The organism is Streptomyces sp. NPDC048637, assembly GCF_040650675.1.
GTDB lineage: Bacteria > Actinomycetota > Actinomycetes > Streptomycetales > Streptomycetaceae > Streptomyces.
Genome location: NZ_JBEZHQ010000001.1, coordinates 518,906 through 539,498, shown reverse-complemented (window position 1 = coordinate 539,498; position 20,593 = coordinate 518,906). Strand labels below are relative to the sequence as shown.

Here is a 20,593-nt window from a genome sequence, read left to right as displayed (position 1 = left end):
GGTGCCGTCGGCGGACGTGTTCCCGGACCTGAAGAAAACGGGGGGCCAGACGTGTATCGCAGCACGCAAACCAGAAAGACCTTGTCGTGACCCTGGTGGTCATCGGTGCCAATCCGACGGTCGCGCGAGCGGCTGAGGCTCTCCCCGGTGATCTCCTTCATGTACAGCTGCCCGGGGCTCCGGCCCTCGACCGGAACGGCGGGCGGACGCCGGACACACAACTGGTGCACACCGTCGACTTCCACGACGGCCCGGCCTTCCTCGCGTTCGTCGACGAGGTGCTCAAGCCGTTGTCGCCCACCGCCGTCGTCTCGCTCACCGAGCTCGGTCTGGAGCCGGCGGCCGTGGCGGCGGAGCGGCTCGGCGTGCGCGGGGTCTCCCCCGCAGTCGTCCGGCGCACCCGCGACAAGCTGGAGATGCGACGGATCCTCGAACGGAAGGCGCCGCATCTGAACCCGGCCTTCGCGTCCGGCGGCGACCCGGAGGAGGTGGCCCTGCTGTTCGCCGGGCACAGCCCCGTGGTGGCCAAACCCGTCAGCGGCGTCGGCAGCAATGCCGTGGCGCTGGTGAACCGTGCGGCGGAGCTGCCGGTGGACCGCCGGACCGCCGGCACTCTGCTCGAAGCCTTCGTCGGCGGGCTGGAGTTCAGCGTGGAGACGCTGTCCACCGGCGGCCGGCACACCGTCGTGGGCATCGCGCAGAAGGGGACGACGGGCGGCTTCGTCGAGGTCAGCCACATGATGCCGCCGCCGGCGCTGGACGCCCGCGGGCGGGCACGGGTCGAGGAGGCGGTCGGGCAGCTGCTCGACGCCCTCGGGCTGGCGGACGGGCCGAGCCACACCGAGGTCAAGGTGGACGGCGACCGTGTCATCGTGATCGAGACGCACAACCGCCTCGGTGGCGACGGCATCGCCGATCTGGTGCGGCTCACCACGGGCATCGACTGGCGGGTCGCCGCGCTCGGATGGGCGGTCGGCGCGGGAGTGCCGCGTGGGCAGGCCGAGGCCGCCACGGCCGCGACCGTCTTCTTCACCGCACCGCCCGGCACGGTCACCGCCGTCGCCCCACCACCATCACTGGTCCACGGAACGATCGTGGAGTGGGAGGTCACCGTGGAGCCGGGCGATCCGGTCCGTCCGCTCAGGTCCTCCACCGACCGCCTGGGCACGGCCGTCGTCACCGCCGCGGACGCAGTGGCGTGCGTGGCGGCGGTGGCCGAGCTGACGGCGCTGCCCATCGTCACCACACAACCCGATGTCACCGTGCCGGCGGCGCGCACCGCCGTGGACGCCCGCTGCACCGTACAGCCCGAGGCCGCTCCGCCCGGCAGCACGGCCCCGCCGAACACCGCCGCACAGCCCGCGCCCGTCGCGTAAGACGCACCACCACCCACACACTCCGGTCCGGGGCCGCCCTGCCGCAGGGCGCCCCGGTGCCGAGCACCGCCGTACCTTTCTCCTCGCTCATCGTTCATCGCTCATCACACGACTCGACCACGCCCTGGGGGAACCATGTCCGTCGACAACACGCCGATTTCCTACGACTTCCACGGAGATGAGCCGTTCACGACACCGTTCCAGGAGATCAAGCCCGAGGAGATCCACATCTACCTCGACCTGGACACCAAGGTCGGAAAGAACACCTGCGGACAGAAATGTACGCACTGTTGGTTCGTCAACTACGAGAAGGTCTACGACAAGTCGTTCGCCATGGAGGAGGGCCCGCGGATCCTCTCCGGCCTCCAGTCGCACGGCTATCAGGTCTACCCGCGGTACGTGGACAGCTTCGCGTACGACGGCGAGTTCATGCGCATCTACGGCCCCGCCAACAACCGTGAGTTCAGACAGGAATCCGACCACAAGCCCACCGAGACGATGGAGAAGGGCGACGCCTGGACCAGCGGCCGCCCGCTGCTCGCCGACAACTACCTGGAGCTTCTCGACCTCGCCCGGGTCAACGGCTACGGCACCATCTCCATCACCTATCACGGCGTCATCGACGAGAACCTGGCCGTCATCGACGACGGCAGCTACCCGATCAAGGGCGTCTTCAGCGGGGCGAACACCGAGGAGGTGCTGCGCCGGATCGACCACTACAACGACCACTACCGCAGCACGCTTCCCGCGGACGCCGACCGGTCGGATGCCTTCCGGGTCAACATCGGCGTCACCATCGGCCGGCACAACCACGGCCGCCAGTCCCTGGAGCGCTACGCCCACTACTTCAACCAGCTGGGCGTCGACACGGTCCGCTTCAACAACTTCTCCGACCACGGCGGCCGGCACCCCGAACTGCAGCTCAGCTACGAGGAGATCGAGCAGGCCTACCGCGACTTCAAGTGGCTGCACGAGAACGTCGAGCTGGGCTTCCAGCTGGGCGTGAGTGAGGACTTCGGGACCTTCGGGATCAAGGCGATGGGGTTCCCCGGCCATGTCGGCTGGTGCCGGGCCGGCCGCCAGCTGTTCGCCGCCATCCCCACCGAGGAAAGCGTGCTGTCGGAGTCGGCGGACGGCCGCCGCGAGAAGATCGGTGACATCGTCGGCTGCGTCAACACCTTCGAGCCGCACCTGGGCATCCTCGTCCGCACGGTCGCCGACGGGGGCGAGGACGTCCGCTACGACCTGGAGTTCGACCACGCGGCCATCGAGGCGTTCACCACCAAGCGCCTCTCCGGCGCCTACAAGGACGGCTGCTTCGCCCGCGAACTCGCCCAGGAGCAGGAGCTGGTCTCCCGGGTCCCCGCGCGCCGCCGGCTCCCTCTCGTCGAGACGACGGGCTGAAGGAGAACACGCACATGCCGCACGTCCTCGTCTTCGCCAAGACGCCCTATGCCAAGACCCCTTACGACCGCTGGCTGGCCGGCTCCGGCATCGTGCCGGTCATCCTCACCACCACCGAATTCGCGGCCGGCTACGGCCACTTGCCCCATGTGCACGCCTTCGACGACTACGACACCAATCAGCTCGTCGAGAAGACGGCGCTGCGCCTGGCCCGCGAGCACGCCGTCACGGCGGTCTTCGCCCGCGCCGAGGCGGACGTGGTGCGCGCCGCCCAGCTGCGCGATCTGCTGGACCTGCCGGGCCAGCGGACCGCGAGCGCCCTGGCCTTCCGCGACAAGGTGGTCATGAAGCACCATCTCGTCGGCGGACCGGTGGAGATTCCCGCTTACCGGCCCCTGGATTCGGCCTACACCGCCCTGGAGTTCGTCGCCGAGCACGGCTATCCCGTGGTCATCAAGCCGCTCTCGGAGTCCGGCTCTCTGGGAGCGGCCATCATCCGTGACGAGGTGGAGCTGGACGCCTACCTCGCCCGCCCGTGGCGCGGTGCGAGCGAGATCGAGGTGTTCGTACCGGGGCAGATGTACCACGTGGACGGGCTGGTCGTGGGCGGCGAGGTGGTGTTCGCACACCCTTTCCGCTACCTCAACGACTGCCTGTCCTTCCGGGCGAACGACTGGGTGGCCAACCTCCCGCTGACACCCCAGGACCCGGTCCACGACCGGCTGCTCAAGGCGGCCAGGGCGGTGCTGGCGGAGCTGCCCACGCCACCGCACACCGCCTTCCACGCGGAGCTGTGGATCACCCCCGACGACCGGACAGTGTTCTGCGAGATCGCCAGCCGGACCGGCGGCGGGATGATCAGCGCCATGGTCCGGCACTCCTTCGGCATCGATCTCGACAAGGAATGGCTGTTTGCCGAATGCGGCCTCCCCAGCACCCTGGGAACCCCCGCGTACCGGCCCGCCGGCGCCCTGTGCATCCCGCCGTCGGACGGCGTACTGACCCATCTGCCCACCGGTGACGAACCGTCGTGCGTCAAGGAGGTCGCGCTCACGGGCACGGTCGGCCAGGAGTTCCACGGTGGGGTCAAGTCCGGGCTCTTCCTTGCCGGTTACGTCGTCGACGGCGACACCGAGGAGGACGTGGCAGTCAATCTGGAGAACGTGGCGTCCTGGTTCGCCGACCGCGCCGAGTGGTCCCCCGCTCCCGCGGGAGGCACGCGATGAGCGGGCCGGTGCCCGGCGCCCTGCCGGGCCCGCTGGTCGGTACGGACTGGGTGGCGCCGCGTCTGGGCGCCCCCGGGCTGGTGGTGCTCGACGCCTCGATCGGCGGGCACCGCGACGCCGGCGAACGGATCCCGGGGGCGCGGCCCTTCGACATCGACGGCGCGCTCTCGGACCACTCCGGTCCGCTGCCGCACACGATGCCCGGTGCCGAGCACTTCACCCGGGAACTGCGGGCGCTCGGCGTGGACGGCGGCGACACCGTCGTCGTCTACGACAGGGCGGGCCTCTACTCCAGTGCCCGCGCATGGTGGATGCTGCGGGCCATGGGCCTCGACCGGGTGGCCGTGCTCGACGGCGGCCTGCCCGCCTGGCGCGAAGCCGGTCTGCCCCTGGAAACCGGCGCACCTGCGCCCCCCGCGCGGCCCGGCGACTTCACCGCACGACCGCGTCCCGGCCTGATCGTCGGCAGCGACGAGGTCGCCGCGGCCCTGACCGATCCGGCCTCGGCAGTCCTCGACGCCCGCACCCGCGAGCGCTTCGCCGGTGCGGTCGCCGAGCCCCGCCCGGGGCTGCGTCCCGGCCATATGCCCGGAGCGCTCAACCTGCCGTTCGGCGAGCTGCAACGGGACGGCCGGATGCGTTCCGCGTCGCAGCTGCGCGACGCGTTCGCCCCGCTCGCCGGGGAGCGTCGGCGTCTGCTCTTCAGCTGCGGTTCCGGCGTCACCGCCTGCATCCTGGCGCTGGGGGCCGAGCTGGCCGGATACGACGACCTGGCCGTGTACGACGGGTCCTGGAGCGAATGGGGTCTGCCCCGCGCGGACCGGCCGGCCGTCACCGGTCCGCAGAGTGGAGGGCCGCTGCCGTGATGTCCTCGCTCTCGGCCAAGTGGCGGACGTTCAGGGGGCTGTCGTCGAGCCTCAAGTCGCTGATCGTGCTGTCCTTCGTGGTCGCACTCGGCAGTTACATGGTCACCCCGTTCATCGGCGTCCTGATGGTCCAAGCGGTGGGCCTGGACGTCCGACTGGCCGGTGTACTGGTGGCCGTCGCCACGTTCATCCAGTTCGGCGGCAGCATCCTGGGTGGTCTGGTCGTGGACCGGCTCGGCCTCAAGCGGACGATGGTCGGCTCCCTCGCCCTGCGGACCACGGGTCTGCTCCTGCTGGGGCTGGCCGTGCAGGTCCCCTGGGTCGCCTACCCCGCGGTGGTCTTCGTCGCCGCCGGGCCGGCGCTCTACCTCCCGGCGAACAAGGCGTACATCGTCACCTGCGTCTCCGACGAGCTGCGGCCGCTGTTCCTCGGGGTCAGCAGCGCGGCCCTCAACGCCGGGATGGGGCTGGGGCCGCTGCTGGCCGCCGTCCTGATAGACGCCGATCCGGTGATGCTGCTCCTCAGTGCCGCGGCGCTGTTCGGCCTGATCACCCTGGCCCACCAGCTCACCATGCGGCCCCTCGCACGCCGCCAGGACACCCCGCGGAGCGGCGGCAGGGCCGACCGGCCCGCCCCTGCCGGGAAGCTCCAGGCACTGCGCGGCGCCCTGCGGCCGGTGCTCTTCACGGCCCTCGCCTTCTACCTCTATTTCTTCTTCCAGAGCTTCCTGGGCCTGTACGCCGCGGGCGTCCACAACATCCAGATCCTCGGCTGGGCCATGCTCATCAACTGCGCCATGATGGTGGCGCTCCAGCCGCCGCTGTCGGGCTGGATCGCGCGGGCCGACTACCGCCGCCTGGTCGCCGGATCGTTCGCCCTGATGGCCGCCGGGACGGCCGTGATGTCGCTGGGACACACCGCTGCCCTGCTGAGCGGCACCGTGCTCTTCAGCCTCGGCGAGGTCTTCCTCTTCCTGCGCTGTGACCTGGAGATGGTCGACCGCATACCCAGCAATCCGGCCTTCGCCTTCGGCGTCCAGCGGCTGACGGCGGGGGTCGGCGGCCTCCTCGCCGGCGTAGTGGGCGGCCTCCTCTTCGCCCACTACGAAAGCGCACACGCCCTGGGCATGTTCTGGACCGCCGTCGCCGTGCAGTGCGCCGTCGCGGCAGTCATCGCCCTGGTACTCGGCGGCCGCCGGACCGCGGCGGCCGCACCACATGACAAGACGGCGGATCTGGAAGTGGTGTCATGACCGGCAAACCCTCGATGGAGACCCGGTTCGTGCACGCCGGATCCGACCCCCGGCAGCAGCACGGCTACGTCAACCCGCCGGTCCACCGCGCCTCGACGGTGCTCTACGAGGACGTGGCCGCGTTGGACGCCTCGCAGGCCGACCCCCTCAAACGCCGGATGCCGGTCTACGGCCGCTTCGGCACACCCACCGGCCGCGCCTTCGAGACGGCACTGACCGATCTGGAAGGCGGGCACGCCGCCGTCGCCACCTGCTCGGGGCTCGCGGCGATCACCACGGCGATCCTGTCGTTCGTCCGGGCCGGCGACCACATCCTCGTCAGCGACTCCGTCTATCTGCCCACCCGCAAGTTCTGCAACTCGCTGGCTGATCTCGGCGTGGAGGCGGAGTACTACGACCCCGGCGTGGACAAGTCCATCGAGGACCTGATCCGCCCCACCACGCGCCTCGTCTGTCTGGAGTCACCCGGCTCCACGACCTTCGAGGTACAGGACGTCCCGGCCGTCACGAGCGTGTGCCGCACCCACGACGTGGTCACCCTCATCGACAACACCTGGGCCACCCCCGCCTTCCACCGCCCCCTGGAGCTGGGCGCCGATGTCGTCGTGCACTCGGCGACGAAGTACCTCACCGGTCACGCCGACAGCATTCTCGGGGCCATCGTGTGCACCGAGGACACCTACCCCGCGGTGCGCGCCACGGCGATCCGGCTCGGCCAGTGCGCCGGCGCTGACGATGTCTATCTGGGCCTGCGCGGGCTCCGCACGCTGGGCGTCCGGATGCGGCAGCACCATCAGCAAGCCGTCGCTCTCGCCTCCTGGTTGCGCGAACAGGACGGGGTGCGCGCCGTGCTGCACCCGGCGCTGCCGGGCGACCCGGGGCACGAACTGTGGTGCCGCGACTTCACCGGCGCCGCGGGCCTGTTCGGCCTCGAACTCGAACCCGGTCCCGGCAAGCCCGCCGTGGACGCGCTCCTCGGCGAGCTGCGGCTGTTCGGCCTCGGCCACAGCTACGGCGGCTACGAGAGCCTGATCGTGCCGGCCGATCCGGTCACCCACCGCCTCCCCGGCACCTGGACGGGCCGCGGCCCCCTGCTGCGCGTGCACGCCGGCTTCGAAGCCCTCGACGATCTCAAGGAGGACCTGGCCCGGGGCCTGGCCACCCTGTCCGCCCACACCCGGCCCTGACGTTCCGTCCCGGGCAGGGGGGGCGTCCGGCTCGGAGCATGGTCAGCAACCAACGGTCCCGCGCCGCGACACTGACACCCGAGCGCTGGAGCAGCTCTCCGCGCTCGGGATGCGATGGGCGTAACCGTACGGACGAGCAGCGGGACCGGACCGATCAGCTGCTTCAGTCCGGCCGATGCCACCGAGTACGGCAGCAGCAGCGACGGCTTCCTGCCGACAGCGCACTGGGACACCAACTGGGACACCACCAACTGGGCCGCGACGTCCGGGCCGAGCGGCGCGAAGGCCCCACTCGCGCGGATGCGAGGGGGCCTTCGGGCGGAAGGGGCGCCGACCCGCGGCCGGCTCGGCGTCGGCCTACTCGGTGCTGACGACCACCGTGCGCATGACCTTGTCCGCGAAGGTCTGGCCCTTCGCGTCCCACGCCGGCCACAGGTAGCCGATGCTGCATGCCGCGCTGTCCAGCCCGTGGCAGATCCTGCGCAGCAGGGCCAGACCGAAGCCGAGCGGCCGGCCGGTGTCCTCGCGTATGAGCCGGATCTTCATGGCCTTCTTGCCCGGCGAAGCGCCCTTGCCCTCCTTGACGAGGATGAAGATGTTGGCGGCGAAGCCCCACAGGACGGCGACCACCAACAGGCCGATGATGATGGGGACTCTTACCTTCTCCCGGGCCACATGGCACTCATGCTCCATGAGGCAGCCCGAATACAAGGTCTTCTCAAGGACGAGCGCGATGATGACCGCAATGACCGGCACCAGACCGGCGACCAGGAAGTCGATCAGGAAGGCACCGAAACGGCTGCCCCAACTCGCGTACGCCCCGGGCCCGACAGGCATTACGGGCTGCTGCGGGTAGCCGTGGCCCTGCGCGGCCTGCTGAGGAGAGGCGTACCGGGCGGGCTGCTGCGGAGCCCCGTACGCCTGCTGGGGCTGCGGCGGCTGCGGCGGCTGCGGGTAGCCGTACTGGGCCGGCTGCTGCGGAGCTCCGTACGGGGCCTGCGGCGGTGGCTGGCCGTAGGGATTGTTCGGGTCGCCGAAGCTCATCTGTGGTTTTTCTCCGATGTGTCAGTGGGGACGATGCAGCGTGACTCGGAGGAAAACAAGCTTGACTGGCCCACCCCCGGACGACACCTGCGCAACTTCGCGACGATCTTTCTAGTTGCGGCTCGGCTCTGTCCAGTCAAGACCCGGGAGGCATCGTCTCCGTCGGTCGCCCAGGTAATCGAGCCAGCTTCTGGCCGCGTACATCACGAGCCCGCACCCACTCCCCACCCACCACCAGGCGCAAGAGAGGGGTTGTCGGCAACGCGGGGGATGCGTACCACGGGGCCACACCTGCTTCCTGAGGCATCGTCACTCGACGGCAGTGCAACCCTCGTTGTATGCCTCCATGCACCCCCGGTTCAGGCTGGTCGGCTCTCTCCCGGACGGCTCGCTGATGCGGCACGGGTGACGGGCACCAGGCCCGGATCCTTCCTCGTGGCAGGTCAGGGCGTTGCGCGTCTGCATCCCACCTGGTCTTCAAGGTCGATTGTCAGTGGTGGGTGAGAAGGTGAGTGCATCGAGTCGGAAAAGGGGGAGCGAACATGTCCGGAACCCAGAACTACATCAATCACGTTGCTCTTGTGTTGGATGCCAGTTCGTCCATGTCACACCTGAGCGGCAAGGTCGTCGAAGTCGCCGACCAGCAGATTGCCTATCTGGCCCGCCGATCGAAGGAACTGGACCAGGAGACCCGCGTCACGGTGTACGTCTTCGCCAACAAGGTGGAGTGCGTCATCTACGACAAGGACGTGCTGCGAATGCCGTCCCTGAAACAGCTGTATCGGGTTGGTGGAATGACGGCTCTGCTGGCGGCCACGCTGCAGTCGCAGCGGGAGCTGGCGCAGACCGCTCAACTTTACGGCGACCACAGCTTCCTGACGTTCGTACTGACCGACGGACAGGAGAACGCAAGTCATCGCTGCCCGGACGCCCCTGCCAAGGATCCGCGGAAACTGGTGCAGGCCGTGGCCAAGATGACCGAGACACAGGAGGACAACTGGACGCTGGCCGTCCTTGTGCCGGACCAGATGGGCAAGCGCGAGGCCATGCAGTGCGGTTTCCCGAAGGACAACATCGCCATCTGGGACGCCACGAGCACACAGGGCCTGGAGGAGGCCGGGCAGGTCATCCAGCAGGCAACCGAGAACTTTATGGTGGGCCGCGCCCAGGGCATCCGGGGGTCACGGGCGGTGTTCTCTACGGGTGCCGAGACTGTCAACAAGGACACCATAGAGGCAGCCGGTCTCACCCCCGTGAATCCGTCCGAGTACCAGCTGATTCCGGTGGCTCGCGATGCGGTAATCCGGGACTGGGTCATCGAATGCGGGCACACTTTCCGTACCGGTTGTGCGTTCTATCAGCTGAGTAAGTCAGAGAAGATCCAGGCGCGGAAGCAGATTGCAGTGCTGGAGAAAAAGACGGACCGGGTGTACGCGGGGCCGGAGGCCCGAGCCCTGCTCGGCCTGCCGGACACGGAAGTTCGCGTCAAGCCGGACCACAACGACGAATTCACGATCTTCGTGCAGAGCACCAGCGTCAACCGAAAGCTGGTTCCGCACACACGGCTACTGCTGATGCTCTGACGCCTGAGCGGCCCCGCCAGTCCGACTGGCGGGGCTGCCTCCCTTCGAGTTCACCACGCTCCGAGCTCAGCTCGATAGCACTCCGTCACGTAGGGCATCTCCCTCGGCCGCTTTGCGTCCAGCAGCGCGCGGACCCGCCCCAGCAGTTCCTGCCGTGTTGCGGGCTCCAGAGTGATCACATAGCTGCGAGAGGCGACCATGTCCATGACCTCTCCAGCCGTCATCGGATGGCTCCAGCGGAAGTCCTGCCGCGCGAGCGAGGTCAGCCAGTTAGTCCTCGGCGTTGAAATCCGTGAGCTGTTCGATCACGGTCCGGGCAGAATATTTCGGTGACTCATGTTCTGTGCGGGCTCGCCGCCAATCCAGCCCTGCCATCGGAGTTGGTCGACCGGCTGATCGAGGTCGCAGACTCCGAACTCGCCGCCGTTGTCGCCAGTCGCGAGGACCTCAGTCATGCGCAGGCGGTTGCACTGGCTGCGCGCGTTGCGGAGGCAGCTGTGCAGTTGGCTTATGAGCGCAAGCTGACCGTTGCTGATATCGATCCGGTGACACAGCCTCGTGCCGCGCTCGCCTTGCTCGATGAGGGCGCCGGCCGCCCGGAGTGGGCACGTCTCCTCGCCACGGATCCGGTCGTGGAACACCGTGAGAGGCTGGCCGCCTGCCCCGGCCTACCGCCTGATGTGGTGGAGACTCTCGCCGCCGACCCGGACGTACGAGTCGTCGCCGAGCTTGCACTGTGGACAACGCCGGACATGGCGGCCAGGCTCGCGCGGCACCCGCATGCCGAAGTCCGTAGCGCGGTGGCGGCCAACGAGACGACACCACCGGTCGTGCTGGCGATGCTGATCACGGGTGAGGGGCTGCCACCGGCGCAGCGGTGCCTGGTCTGCGACCGAGAGGTGACGCCCTTCGTACACGATCCGCACTGCCCGCGGTCCAACTGCGATCTGCGGCCGGGTGCCGCGTGCGACGGCTGCCACCAGTCCACCCTTCACGAGCTGCATGTGAGGGCGCTGCGTAATCCGGCCACGCCGACCGAAGCCGTCGTCGGCTTCGCCGACCACTCTTCGATGCTCCTGCGGTGGCAGCTCGCTGCCCGCCCCGACCTGCCGCCTCAGATCTGCGACGGGCTCGCCGGTGATCCCTCTCCTGGCGTCCGGGCCGATCTCGCGGAGAATCCCGCGACCGGTGAGGCAGTGATGCGCGTGCTGGCCACGGATCGCGATCCTGAGGTGCGACGCAGTCTCGCGCTCAACCCTCGTGTACCGCTCGACGTACTCACCTATTTGGCGGGTGTCACCAAGATCGGCTCGACCCTTCTGCCCCGGATCGCCGCTGCTTCCCCTGCCGAGGTCAAGGAGCTGGCCACGTCGCCGGATCCGGTCGTGCGGATGCTCCTGGCCGAACGGCGCGATCTGCCGGACGAGATCCGCGACGCGTTGGCGGCCGACCCCGACGCGAAAGTGGTCAAGTCCATCGCGGGGCACGCCGGCCTCTCCGAGGCTCAGCTGCGCGCCATGGTCGACAGGCACGGCGTCCAGGTTGTCGCCAAGGTGGCGGCCAATCCGGACGCGTCGCCAGCACTGCTGGAGGACCTGGCACGGCACGAACCGCCGGTCCAAAGGGCGTTCCGAGAGGTGGCTGGGCATCGCGGGGCAACTCCCTCGTCGCTGCTCGCCTGCTTGGCCAACAAGCGGGCGAGGCGCATTGCGGCCGGACACCCGGCCCTGCCGCCACAGGTGGTGGTCGACCTGCTCGCTGACGACGACTGCCAAGTGGTGGAAGCGGCGGCATCCAACCCCTCACTACCGCTTGGCGTGATGTCGCAGCTCGTGCCCTGACCCGAGCACAGGGCATACCTCCGGAACAGCTTGCCGATCACTCATCCGGACCGTGCCCAGCGAACTCGACCACCACCGCGAACCCTGCTCGACAGGCAACGCGCCACCTTGCCGAACTCGGCATGCAGGGGCATGACGGTCGCGGCCATGCCCGTACGGGTGGGGTGAGTCGACGTCCTTGCAGGGTTCTTCCGCATTGCTTGCACCAGCGGGGAGACGACGTCTGCGCTGTGTGGGTTCTCATCAGCGAGCCCCTGCGTCACGGTCGGGGTGGAGGCATGGGCCTTGGAACGAGCTCGGCCCGCAACCGCTGGGAGGGTGGGGCAGCGCCCGTGTTGCTCCGGGGGGACGGATAGCCTGGGCCCGTCAACGAAGATCGTAGAAGGGCGGAGCACATGGCAGACATCATGGAGACGGCGGCGCGGAAGGTCTTCGAGCGCTACGACGTCGACGGGGACGGCCTGGTCACCGCGGCCGAATACCGGAAGGTCGTGGCGGAGTTGGAGGGCTCGGAGATCACCGAGTCGGAGGCCCAGGAGCTGATCGACTCGCTCGACACCAACGGCGATCGCCAGATGTCCTTCGAGGAGTTCTGGGCGGCCATGAAGGGCTGACACTGCCGGGTCCGGCACGTGAACGTGCCGCAGGCGGTCTGGACCCTTCCCGTCATCGCGTGGGTCGTGGACGGCTCAAAGCGCGACCATGCCTGTATTCCCGCAAGACCTGTGGCCTGAGATGGACTGCAAGGGCCAGGAGAACGACTGGGATGTGCACGGGATGAGCACGGGATGAGCGGCGTACGGACCGTCCTGATGCCCGCCGTGCCGAATGTGGGCCGGCGGCGCTACAACGGTTTCGATGTCGCATCGGAGCGCTGGGCTGCCCAGTAGCCGCGGATGGCGGTCGAGCCGGCCGAACACACCCGTACACGCAGACCCCGGGTCGTCATGAACCCGGGGTCGCGTGCTCGCGGCTTTCGGCGCCCCGGCCGCAGGCCGGAGGCCGGTTGCGCTCTGGCGGCGCTCCTCGGCGTGGCACCCGAGCAGTATCCGGACGCCGGCCACAGCCGGGTTACAGTCGAACGGAACTCTCCGGGAGCGGTCCGCCAGGAGCAGGCGGACCTCTTCGAGACGGTGCAGCAGCGCGGCGGCGCGACCGGCGCGGCGTTCGTCCATCCGGGACACCTTGGTCCGCCCGGTGGGCATGGTCACCACGCTGAAGCAGCCCACGGGAACGAAGGCGGCGCTGACCGAGGCGGCGCAACGGAGGGGAAGGAGTGCCATGTCTCGCGTGTACAAGATCGACAACAGTGTGCTCGGCATCCACACGGTGCGCCTCCCCTCCGTCGCCGGCCTCCCGGTCCGCATCCACGCGGTGCGCCTCTCCTCCTTCGCCAACCTCCCGGTCCGCTTCCCGGAACGTCCCTGCGCCAGGAAGCCGGACGTGATCACCCGGTGCGCCGACGCCGGTGGGTTCGTGCCCGGAGTCGTCCCGATCACGCGGCGTGTGCCGGAGAGGCCCTCCGCGCTCCGGCGGTGCATACCGGTCGCGTTCCTGGTCAGCGTCGCTCGCTCGTGGCGGGACCATCGACGGGGCCACACTTGTGAGCAGGGAGAAGCCGCTACGGGCCTGCTCTGCTCGTCAACGCGGAGGCCCACCGCAAAGCCTCGGTCGGAGCCTGCGCACTGAGCGCTGCGGCACTGCGCACCAATCACTGAGCACTGAGCACTGAGCACTGAGCACTGAGCACTGAGCACCGACTGTCGTCGAGTCGCATCCCTTTGCAGGAGATCTCATGGACTACTTCGACCTGGGGACCCTCACCCGGCCCGTATCGACTCGTTCGCCGGAAGCACAGCGCTGGTTTGACCGTGGCCTCGTCTGGAGCTACGCCTTCCACCACGAAGAGGCGGTCACCTGCTTCGAATCGGCGGCGGCAGCGGACCCCGGCTGCGCCATGGCGTACTGGGGCATCGCGTACGCCCTGGGCCCCAACTACAACAAGCCCTGGGACTTCTTCGACGACGCCGATCTGCAGCGCACGGTGGAACGCGCGCACGCCGCCGTCGAACGGGCACACGCACTGTGCGAGGGGGCCACGCCGACCGAGCGTGCGCTCATCGAGGCGCTGCGCGAGCGGTACCCCGCCTCGCACGCCGCGGAGGACTGTTCCATCTGGAACGAGCCCTATGCCGAGGCCATGCGCGCCGCATACGAACGCGCACCCGCCGACCTGGACGTCGCCACCCTCTACGCGGACGCGTTGATGAACCTCACCCCGTGGCAGCTGTGGGACCTGGGCACGGGCGAGCCCGCCGTCGGCGCGCGCACGCTGGAGGCGAAGGCCGTCCTCGACCGCGCGTTGCTGACCGCGACCGGCACCGTTCACCCGGGCACCCTGCACATGTACATCCACCTGATGGAGATGTCGCCGACGCCGGAGAAGGCTCTTTCACTCGCCGACCGGCTTCGAGGACTGGTCCCGGACGCGGGCCACCTGCACCACATGCCCTCGCATCTCGACGTGCTGTGCGGGGACTACCGACGGGTCGTGTCGGGCAACAGCGACGCGATCAGGGCCGACGAGAAGTACCTGCGGCGAGCCGGCGCGATGAACTTCTACACGCTGTACCGCTCGCACAACTACCACTTCAAGATCTACGGCGCGATGTTCCTCGGCCAGTCCGGGACGGCACTGGAGACGGCCGCGCAACTTGAGGCGTCCATCCCCGAGGAGCTGCTGCGCGTGCAGAGCCCGCCCATGGCCGACTGGCTGGAGGGCTTCCTCGCCATGCGGGTGCATGTACTGATCCGCTTCGGCCGGTGGACGGACATCCTCGCGCTGCCGATGCCCGCCGACCCGGAGCTGTACTGCGTCACCACGGCGATGCTGCACTACGCGCGCGGAGTGGCGTACTCCGCGCGCGGGGCGACCGCCGAGGCCGAGGCCGAACGAGAACTGTTCCGCCACACGGCCGAAAAGGTGCCCGAGACGCGGATGCTGTTCAACAACACGTGCCGGGACATCCTGGCGATCGCCTCCGCCATGCTCGACGGCGAGCTCGCATACCGCAAGGGCGAGTACGACGTGGCGTTTGCCTCCCTGGAGCGCTCCATCGAGCTCGACGACAACCTGCCCTACGACGAACCGTGGGGCTGGATGCAGCCGACCCGCCACGCCTACGGGGCGCTCCTGCTGGAGCAGGGCCGCATCGAAGAGGCCGAGGCCGTCTACCGGGCCGACCTCGGACTCGACGACACCCTGCCCAGGTCCTCGCAGCATCCAGGAAACGTCTGGGCCCTCCACGGCTTCCACGAATGCCTCCTGCAGCTCGGCAGGACGGGAGAAGCCCGCATCGTCGCCCAGCAACTCACCGTGGCCACGGCACTCGCCGACGTCCCCGTCGAGGCGTCATGCTTCTGCCGCCTCGACACCGCGGGCGCGAAGGGCAACTGCCGCTCCGACTAAATCCGTGACACAGCGGACTGACGCTGTGTCACGGCTCCCTCCGGCTCCCTTCGACTCCCTTACTCCCCGCGCGCTGCACTTCTCTCTCCCCCGACACTTCTCCTCCCCTGCCCCTTCTCCTCCCCCGCTCCTTCTCCTCCCCTCGGCACCGCGGCCATCGCGGCGTTCCCGTGCAAGAGCAGCCCCCGGCCGTGACGTGCTCGGGTCGTGGCTGCGGAAGGTGCGGGCCGGCCCGCCGAAAGTATGAGACGGCTGCCGTCTCCCGGGGCGGGTGGACCCGCAGCCGCGGTGCGCTGATGCTGCCCAATGTGGACGACGACCAGAAGCGCTGCCCCACTACGGGTCCCGCCGGTGCGCGGCTGCCCGACGACCGCATCGCGGCGGGCTTCGGCGCGCGGGTGCCGGTGGTGGAACCAGCCGCCGCCGTTCATCAACCCGGGGACATCCGCCCCAGCGGCGAACAGAATCACCGCATTGGCGGGGCACCGCACCCGGTCCCAGAAGTCGGCGACGGCGAGCCTGAACAGCATCGGCAAGCACCTCGCGCCCGCTGTCGTCCTCGGCCTGGGCTACGACGCGGTGTGCCGCGGCGGATCCTCGGCGCACCGTGGATCCTGCCCGCCAACATGGGCCTGCCCCTCTTCGAACGAGACCCGTGAGGAGCGTGTGGGCACGGTGCGCACACGTACATCGCGCCTCTCCTACTTGCTCACCCCGGCCTACCCTGAGGGCATGGGCAGCGAAGAGCACGTCTCTCTTGTCTGCGGACAGCCCGCCGAAACGGTCCGTCCGGCGGTGCAGGACGCTGGGCGCGTGAAGGCCGAAGTAGGTGGCCGTCCCCAGGGCGGCCCCCCGAGGCGTACGTCAAGGGGGGCGCCGACGCGAGGAGCAGCGCGGCACATCCGCCACGGAAGAATCTCGGCCCCGCCCCGAAGCCATGTCGAGAATCCCTGCCCGGCTCCGACGTCCCCTGTGAGAGTCGCCCACCGCGGGGCGGCCGAGCCGACACACACCGAAGGAGCGGACTGATGAAATACCTGGTCATGGTGCAGGGCACGCAGGCGGACTACGACGCCATGCGAGGCAAGGCGTCCGAGCACTCCCCCGCCTGGGGCGAGCAGGAGCTGCAGGCCATGTACGCCTACATGGCCGCGATCAACGACGACCTCTCCGAGAGCGGCGAGCTCGTCGACGGCCAGGGACTGGCCGATCCGGACCGGACCCGGCATGTCTCCCTGAGTGCGGACGGCAAGCCCGTCATCACCGACGGTCCGTACGGCGAGACCAAGGAGCTGCTGGCCGGCTACTGGGTGCTGGACTGCGCGAGCCTGGAGCGGGTCACGGCGATCGCCGAGCGGGTCGCCCGGTGTCCCCAGCCCGCCGGGGCACCCGAGTACCCGGTGGTGATCCGGCCCATCATGGACGGCGCCGGGGACACCTGCTGAGGGTCCATGGGAGCGAGCACCGGAATCGAGGACCTGCTGCGCCGGCACGCGCCGCAGGTTCTCGGCGCGCTGGTCAGGCGCTACGGGCACTTCGACGCCGCCGAGGACGCCGTACAGGAGGCGCTGCTCGCGGCGGCCGGGCAGTGGCCGCGAACCGGTGTCCCGGACAACCCGCGCGGCTGGCTGATCAAGGTCGCCGCACGGCGGCTGACGGATGCCCTGCGCAGTGAGGAGGCGCGCCGTCAGCGCGAGGAAAGGGCGGCGGCGCTCACTCCGCGGGACGCCTTCACGGCCCCGCCGCCGGGTGCTGACCGGGCGCCGCGCGAGGACGACACCCTCCTGCTGCTGTTCCTCTGCTGCCATCCCGGCCTGACGCCGGCCGCTCAGATCGCGCTCACCCTGCGTGCGGTCGGCGGTCTGACGACGGCGGAGATCGCCCGCGCGTACCTGGTTCCGGAGGCGACCATGGCGCAGCGCATCAGCCGGACCAAGCAGAAGGTACGGGGCGTGCGGTTCAGGCGTCCGGAGAACTGGGAGGAGCGCCTCCCGGCCGTGCTGCACACCCTGTACCTGATCTTCAACGAGGGCTACACGGCCACCTCCGGCACTGCCGTCCAACGGCGTGACCTGGCGGGCGAGGCCATTCGGCTGACCCGCCGGGTCCACCGGCTGCTGCCCGACGACTGCGAGGTGACCGGTCTGCTCGCCCTGATGCTGCTCACCGACGCGCGCCGCGACGCGCGCACCGGCCCTCATGGCGACCTCGTCCCGCTCGACGAACAAGACCGCGGCCGCTGGGACAAGGCCGCAATCGAGGAGGGCGTCGCTCTGGTCACCAGCGCCCTGTCCCGGGGCCGCCCCGGCCCCTACCAGCTACGCGCCGCGATCGCCGCCGTGCACGACGAGGCGCCGTCAGCCGAGGCCACGGACTGGCGGGAGATCCTGGGGCTGTACGACCTCCTCGTACGTCTGGTCCCCGGCCCCGTCGAACGCCTCAACCGGGCCGTCGCCGTCGCCATGGTCCACGGCCCGCGCGCCGGACTGGCCGAACTGGGCTTGCTGGAGGGCGAGTTGAAGGGACATCGGCTGGACGCGGTCCGCGGCCACCTCCTGGAACGCACCGGCGAGACCGAGGCGGCCCGAGCCGCGTACGAATCGGCGGCCGCCCAGACCCTGAGCCTGCCGGAACGGCGCTACCTCCAGGCACGCGCGGCCCGCCTGAGGCGCTGAGGCCGGTCCGACAGGCCGGGTGACGGGCTCGTCGGGTGCGCACGGGCGAGACCTGAACTGACACGCGTCGGCGGCCCCATTGGGTCGCCGACGCGTCGACGCCGGATCAGGTCTGCTGTTCGCTGACGTTGACCATCCACGTGACACCGAATGTGTCCGTGCACATGCCGAACACGTCGCCCCACATTTGTTTCTCCAGAGGGACGGACACTGTGGCGCCGTCGGACAGCTTGTCCCAGTAGCCGCGCAGTTCGTCCGCGTCGTCGCCGCTCAGACTCACCGCGATGTTGTTCCCGGGGTTGTGCGGCATCCCAGGCGGATTGTCGGAGCCCATCAGCGTGAATCCACTGGCGGTCTCGAGCATGCTGTGCATGATCTTCTCGGCGTACCCGGGGGGCGCCTCGGAGCCGAAGCCACCATACGTGTGGACCACCAGGTTGCCGCCGAACACCTCCTTGTAGAACTCCATGGCTTGTTTCGCTTCACCGGAGAAGCTGATGTACGGATTGAGACGAGAGGTCACCTTCAGCCCTTTCATGACGAATGGTCAGTGCGGGCACCCTACGTGCGTCAGCGGCGAAGTCGGCTGACCCGAAGGTCGTGGCCACTCCCCGCATGGCCGGCAGAATCCGGCATTCGCTTCCTCCGGACACCAGCCGGCGGACCAAACACTGCCGCACAGCCAGCCATCACCTCGGCAGCGAGCAGCATCAACTGACGACAGGCGACTTAAAGCCACTACTTTGCTGATTTTTGACTTTTTCTTGACCGTAAATTGCCGGTAGCGTCCAGTCCTGGTCGGTCCTCCCGAACAGGGCCGACCAACGTCCGAGGCGTCCCGCGCCACAGACGCACCCGTGCCCGGGCCACGCAGGCGGCCGGGGTTCGGCTCAGCACGTCATCTACTCACCGGCTCCCGTGAGCCGTTGGATATCACCGGAGGATGCATGCCATCTCGTATCGCTGCCGCCATCGCCACATGCGCGCTGAGCCTCGGGGCCCTCGCCTCGGGCACAGCCGTCGCCACAGCGGCCCCGTCGGCCCCCACCACCGGAGCTGCCGGCGACTCACCGTCGCTCCGGACGGCGATCGACGCGCGCGCCGCGGCCGTGGACCGGTGCAGCTACCAGGTGGTCCGCTCCCACGACTCCCGCTACGTCTACTCCGTGAGCGGGGTCTTTGGCGGTGGTGCCCGCGAGCTGACGGTCCAGAAGGAGGACTATGTGAGGCTCTCCGACGACTGGAGCAAGGTCGTCCAGGTCGACACGTGCGCGGGCGGGCAGGGCCAGGCGCCCACCGCGCTCCGCGTCACCGGGAAGCTGGACCACCCGGAGCACTACGATCCGTCCGTCCCGCGGACGATCCACAGCAACGACCTCAAGCCCGCCGCCTCCTCGGTGATACCGAAGGCACCGGCCCTGACGTCCATCGACCGCCTCGACGCGGCCACCGTCCGCGTGACCTGGAAGCCTGCGCAGGGCAACCCGAACCAGGTCATCCTGATGGAGCGCAAGCCCTTCTACTCCAGCGAGCTCGGCCTGTGGCATCCCTACACGTTCCAACGGAACGTCCAGAGCGGCGCCACCTCGATGGACCGCAAACTGGAGCGTAGCCCCGGCGTTCCCCCCACTGACCGCACGCACGCCTACTGGATGCGCGTGGTCAACGGCGGCTTCGTCAGCGACCTTCGCGCCGAGAAGCCGGTCACGGTCGAGCCCTGACCGCCTGCCGCTGCGTGCCGCGTTCTGCGGCACGCAGCGCCGCGCGGCCTTCGTCCTCTGCCGAGAGATCTTCCTGCCCACAGAACTCCGCCAGGGCGCGGCCAGCCGTGAGTGGATTCTTGGGCGAACCGCTGGACCACGTCACGCAGGCGGCGGCCTCGGTATCACAGGGGTCGCCGGAGCGGGAGCAGGCCACCAGCCCTCCTCGTCAGCCCCGTAGGAGGCAGACGGGATGGGCCCGCCGGATCTGCGAGATCCTCCAACCTCGGGGTGTCGACGTGGAGACGCCCCGGCAGGGTGTGGTCGAGAATCAGAGGCATGGGAAAAACGTACGAGCGAATAGACGGCAGGCTGCGCGCCTTCATCGAGTCACAGCCCATCTTCTTCACCGCGACGGCGCCGTTGTCCGGCGATGGCACGGTAAACCTCTCCCCTAAGGGCCTCACCGGCTCGTTCGCGGTACTCGATGAACAGACGGTGGCTTACCTCGACTTCGCCGGCAGCAACGCCGAGACCGTCGCGCATCTACGCGAGAACGGCCGTATCACCCTGATGTGGTGCGCGTTCCAGGGCCCGCCGAACATCGTCCGCGTGCACGGTCGTGGTGAGGCGGTCTTCCGGAACGACCCGCGCTTCGGTCAACTGCTCACGCACTTCCCGGACATCGACCCGACCCCACACGGACTGCGCGCCGTCATTGTGGTGACGGCCGAACTCATCCGTGACACCTGCGGTTACGCCGTACCGTTCATGGCCTATGAAGCAGACCGCGATCTGCATCGCAAGCGCTTCGCGCGCGAGGACGACGAATCACTGGCCCGCTACTTCGAGAAAAAGGAGCACATCGCCGCGAGCATCGACGGCCTGCCCGGACTGCCGCTTCCGCTGCCGCCCCGCAGTCTCTGAGCCACTTCTCTTCGGCTCTTCTTCGGCCAGGCAGCTCGTTGT

At 69.1% G+C, this 20,593-nt stretch carries 18 protein-coding genes; 15 read left to right on the top strand and 3 right to left on the bottom strand.

The window, feature by feature from the left end; all coding sequences use genetic code 11:
• The first annotated feature begins 86 nt into the window (after window positions 1-86).
• The 6 genes from AB0C46_RS02645 to metC all read left to right on the top strand — a co-directional run bounded on the left by AB0C46_RS02645 (window position 87) and on the right by metC (window position 7,312).
• Window positions 87-1,376 carry an ATP-grasp domain-containing protein gene (locus AB0C46_RS02645; RefSeq protein WP_362825098.1) on the top strand — a complete coding sequence of 430 codons (1,290 nt, stop codon included), beginning with the start codon at window positions 87-89 and terminating at the stop codon, window positions 1,374-1,376.
• Between the two features lie 135 nt (window positions 1,377-1,511).
• Entirely contained in the window at window positions 1,512-2,780 is a 1,269-nt protein-coding gene (locus AB0C46_RS02640) for a radical SAM protein (protein WP_362825097.1), read from the top strand.
• A gap of 14 nt (window positions 2,781-2,794) precedes the next feature.
• On the top strand, window positions 2,795-4,006 hold the full coding sequence (locus AB0C46_RS02635; RefSeq protein WP_362825096.1) for an ATP-dependent carboxylate-amine ligase: 1,212 nt from the start codon (window positions 2,795-2,797) through the stop codon (window positions 4,004-4,006).
• Window positions 4,003-4,872 carry a sulfurtransferase gene (locus AB0C46_RS02630; protein ID WP_362825095.1) on the top strand — a complete coding sequence of 290 codons (870 nt, stop codon included), beginning with the start codon at window positions 4,003-4,005 and terminating at the stop codon, window positions 4,870-4,872. The genes AB0C46_RS02635 and AB0C46_RS02630 overlap by 4 nt, the downstream gene beginning before the upstream one ends.
• The gene (locus tag AB0C46_RS02625; protein WP_362825181.1) at window positions 4,872-6,125 is read left to right on the top strand and encodes an MFS transporter; all 1,254 of its coding nucleotides are present in this window, start codon (window positions 4,872-4,874) and stop codon (window positions 6,123-6,125) included. The genes AB0C46_RS02630 and AB0C46_RS02625 overlap by 1 nt, the downstream gene beginning before the upstream one ends.
• Complete coding sequence (gene metC, locus AB0C46_RS02620; RefSeq protein ID WP_362825094.1) at window positions 6,122-7,312, top strand: cystathionine beta-lyase; 1,191 nt, start codon at window positions 6,122-6,124, stop codon at window positions 7,310-7,312. The genes AB0C46_RS02625 and metC overlap by 4 nt, the downstream gene beginning before the upstream one ends.
• A 357-nt stretch (window positions 7,313-7,669) precedes the next feature.
• On the opposite strand, the gene AB0C46_RS02615 is transcribed toward metC, so the two are convergent.
• The gene (locus AB0C46_RS02615; protein ID WP_362825092.1) at window positions 7,670-8,356 is read right to left on the bottom strand and encodes an RDD family protein; all 687 of its coding nucleotides are present in this window, start codon (window positions 8,354-8,356) and stop codon (window positions 7,670-7,672) included.
• 542 nt (window positions 8,357-8,898) lie between these two features.
• Here AB0C46_RS02615 and AB0C46_RS02610 point away from each other — a divergent pair.
• Window positions 8,899-9,939: a vWA domain-containing protein gene (locus AB0C46_RS02610; protein WP_362825091.1), complete on the top strand. Its 1,041-nt coding sequence runs from the start codon at window positions 8,899-8,901 to the stop codon at window positions 9,937-9,939.
• Between the two features lie 50 nt (window positions 9,940-9,989).
• Here AB0C46_RS02610 and AB0C46_RS02605 read toward each other — a convergent pair whose 3' ends face one another.
• On the bottom strand, window positions 9,990-10,163 hold the full coding sequence (locus tag AB0C46_RS02605; RefSeq protein ID WP_362825089.1) for a hypothetical protein: 174 nt from the start codon (window positions 10,161-10,163) through the stop codon (window positions 9,990-9,992).
• 105 nt (window positions 10,164-10,268) lie between these two features.
• On the opposite strand from AB0C46_RS02605, the gene AB0C46_RS02600 reads away from it, so the two are divergent.
• The 6 genes from AB0C46_RS02600 to AB0C46_RS02575 all read left to right on the top strand — a co-directional run bounded on the left by AB0C46_RS02600 (window position 10,269) and on the right by AB0C46_RS02575 (window position 17,924).
• Window positions 10,269-11,780 (top strand): hypothetical protein, encoded by a 1,512-nt coding sequence (locus tag AB0C46_RS02600; RefSeq protein ID WP_362825087.1) that lies wholly within the window; start codon window positions 10,269-10,271, stop codon window positions 11,778-11,780.
• Between the two features lie 395 nt (window positions 11,781-12,175).
• The gene (locus tag AB0C46_RS02595) at window positions 12,176-12,394 is read left to right on the top strand and encodes an EF-hand domain-containing protein (RefSeq protein ID WP_362825086.1); all 219 of its coding nucleotides are present in this window, start codon (window positions 12,176-12,178) and stop codon (window positions 12,392-12,394) included.
• Between the two features lie 1,181 nt (window positions 12,395-13,575).
• A complete protein-coding gene (locus AB0C46_RS02590; RefSeq protein WP_362825085.1) occupies window positions 13,576-15,249 on the top strand; it encodes a hypothetical protein in 1,674 nt (557 codons plus the stop codon).
• A gap of 308 nt (window positions 15,250-15,557) precedes the next feature.
• Window positions 15,558-15,908, top strand: a complete 351-nt coding sequence (locus AB0C46_RS02585) for a hypothetical protein (protein WP_362825083.1) — start codon at window positions 15,558-15,560, stop codon at window positions 15,906-15,908.
• Window positions 15,909-16,277: 369 nt separating this feature from the next.
• Window positions 16,278-16,694, top strand: a complete 417-nt coding sequence (locus AB0C46_RS02580) for a YciI family protein (RefSeq protein ID WP_362825081.1) — start codon at window positions 16,278-16,280, stop codon at window positions 16,692-16,694.
• A gap of 6 nt (window positions 16,695-16,700) precedes the next feature.
• Complete coding sequence (locus AB0C46_RS02575) at window positions 16,701-17,924, top strand: sigma-70 family RNA polymerase sigma factor (RefSeq protein ID WP_362825079.1); 1,224 nt, start codon at window positions 16,701-16,703, stop codon at window positions 17,922-17,924.
• 106 nt (window positions 17,925-18,030) lie between these two features.
• Here AB0C46_RS02575 and AB0C46_RS02570 read toward each other — a convergent pair whose 3' ends face one another.
• A complete protein-coding gene (locus AB0C46_RS02570; RefSeq protein WP_362825179.1) occupies window positions 18,031-18,447 on the bottom strand; it encodes a VOC family protein in 417 nt (138 codons plus the stop codon).
• Window positions 18,448-18,871: 424 nt separating this feature from the next.
• Between AB0C46_RS02570 and AB0C46_RS02565 the strand changes: the two genes are divergently transcribed.
• Together AB0C46_RS02565 and AB0C46_RS02560 are read left to right on the top strand one after the other, a co-directional pair.
• Window positions 18,872-19,645 (top strand): hypothetical protein, encoded by a 774-nt coding sequence (locus AB0C46_RS02565; protein WP_362825078.1) that lies wholly within the window; start codon window positions 18,872-18,874, stop codon window positions 19,643-19,645.
• Between the two features lie 318 nt (window positions 19,646-19,963).
• The gene (locus AB0C46_RS02560; RefSeq protein ID WP_362825076.1) at window positions 19,964-20,551 is read left to right on the top strand and encodes a pyridoxamine 5'-phosphate oxidase family protein; all 588 of its coding nucleotides are present in this window, start codon (window positions 19,964-19,966) and stop codon (window positions 20,549-20,551) included.
• Window positions 20,552-20,593: the final 42 nt, after the last annotated feature.

Coding starts and splice junctions, on each gene's coding strand:
- AB0C46_RS02610 (WP_362825091.1), top strand. CDS start 8,899: ATGTCCGGAACCCAGAACTACATCAATCACGTTGCTCTTGTGTTGGAT.
- AB0C46_RS02580 (WP_362825081.1), top strand. CDS start 16,278: ATGAAATACCTGGTCATGGTGCAGGGCACGCAGGCGGACTACGACGCC.
- metC (WP_362825094.1), top strand. CDS start 6,122: ATGACCGGCAAACCCTCGATGGAGACCCGGTTCGTGCACGCCGGATCC.
- AB0C46_RS02625 (WP_362825181.1), top strand. CDS start 4,872: ATGTCCTCGCTCTCGGCCAAGTGGCGGACGTTCAGGGGGCTGTCGTCG.
- AB0C46_RS02565 (WP_362825078.1), top strand. CDS start 18,872: ATGCCATCTCGTATCGCTGCCGCCATCGCCACATGCGCGCTGAGCCTC.
- AB0C46_RS02560 (WP_362825076.1), top strand. CDS start 19,964: ATGGGAAAAACGTACGAGCGAATAGACGGCAGGCTGCGCGCCTTCATC.
- AB0C46_RS02615 (WP_362825092.1), bottom strand. CDS start 8,356: ATGAGCTTCGGCGACCCGAACAATCCCTACGGCCAGCCACCGCCGCAG.
- AB0C46_RS02630 (WP_362825095.1), top strand. CDS start 4,003: ATGAGCGGGCCGGTGCCCGGCGCCCTGCCGGGCCCGCTGGTCGGTACG.
- AB0C46_RS02635 (WP_362825096.1), top strand. CDS start 2,795: ATGCCGCACGTCCTCGTCTTCGCCAAGACGCCCTATGCCAAGACCCCT.
- AB0C46_RS02590 (WP_362825085.1), top strand. CDS start 13,576: ATGGACTACTTCGACCTGGGGACCCTCACCCGGCCCGTATCGACTCGT.
- AB0C46_RS02640 (WP_362825097.1), top strand. CDS start 1,512: ATGTCCGTCGACAACACGCCGATTTCCTACGACTTCCACGGAGATGAG.
- AB0C46_RS02575 (WP_362825079.1), top strand. CDS start 16,701: ATGGGAGCGAGCACCGGAATCGAGGACCTGCTGCGCCGGCACGCGCCG.
- AB0C46_RS02595 (WP_362825086.1), top strand. CDS start 12,176: ATGGCAGACATCATGGAGACGGCGGCGCGGAAGGTCTTCGAGCGCTAC.
- AB0C46_RS02605 (WP_362825089.1), bottom strand. CDS start 10,163: ATGACGGCTGGAGAGGTCATGGACATGGTCGCCTCTCGCAGCTATGTG.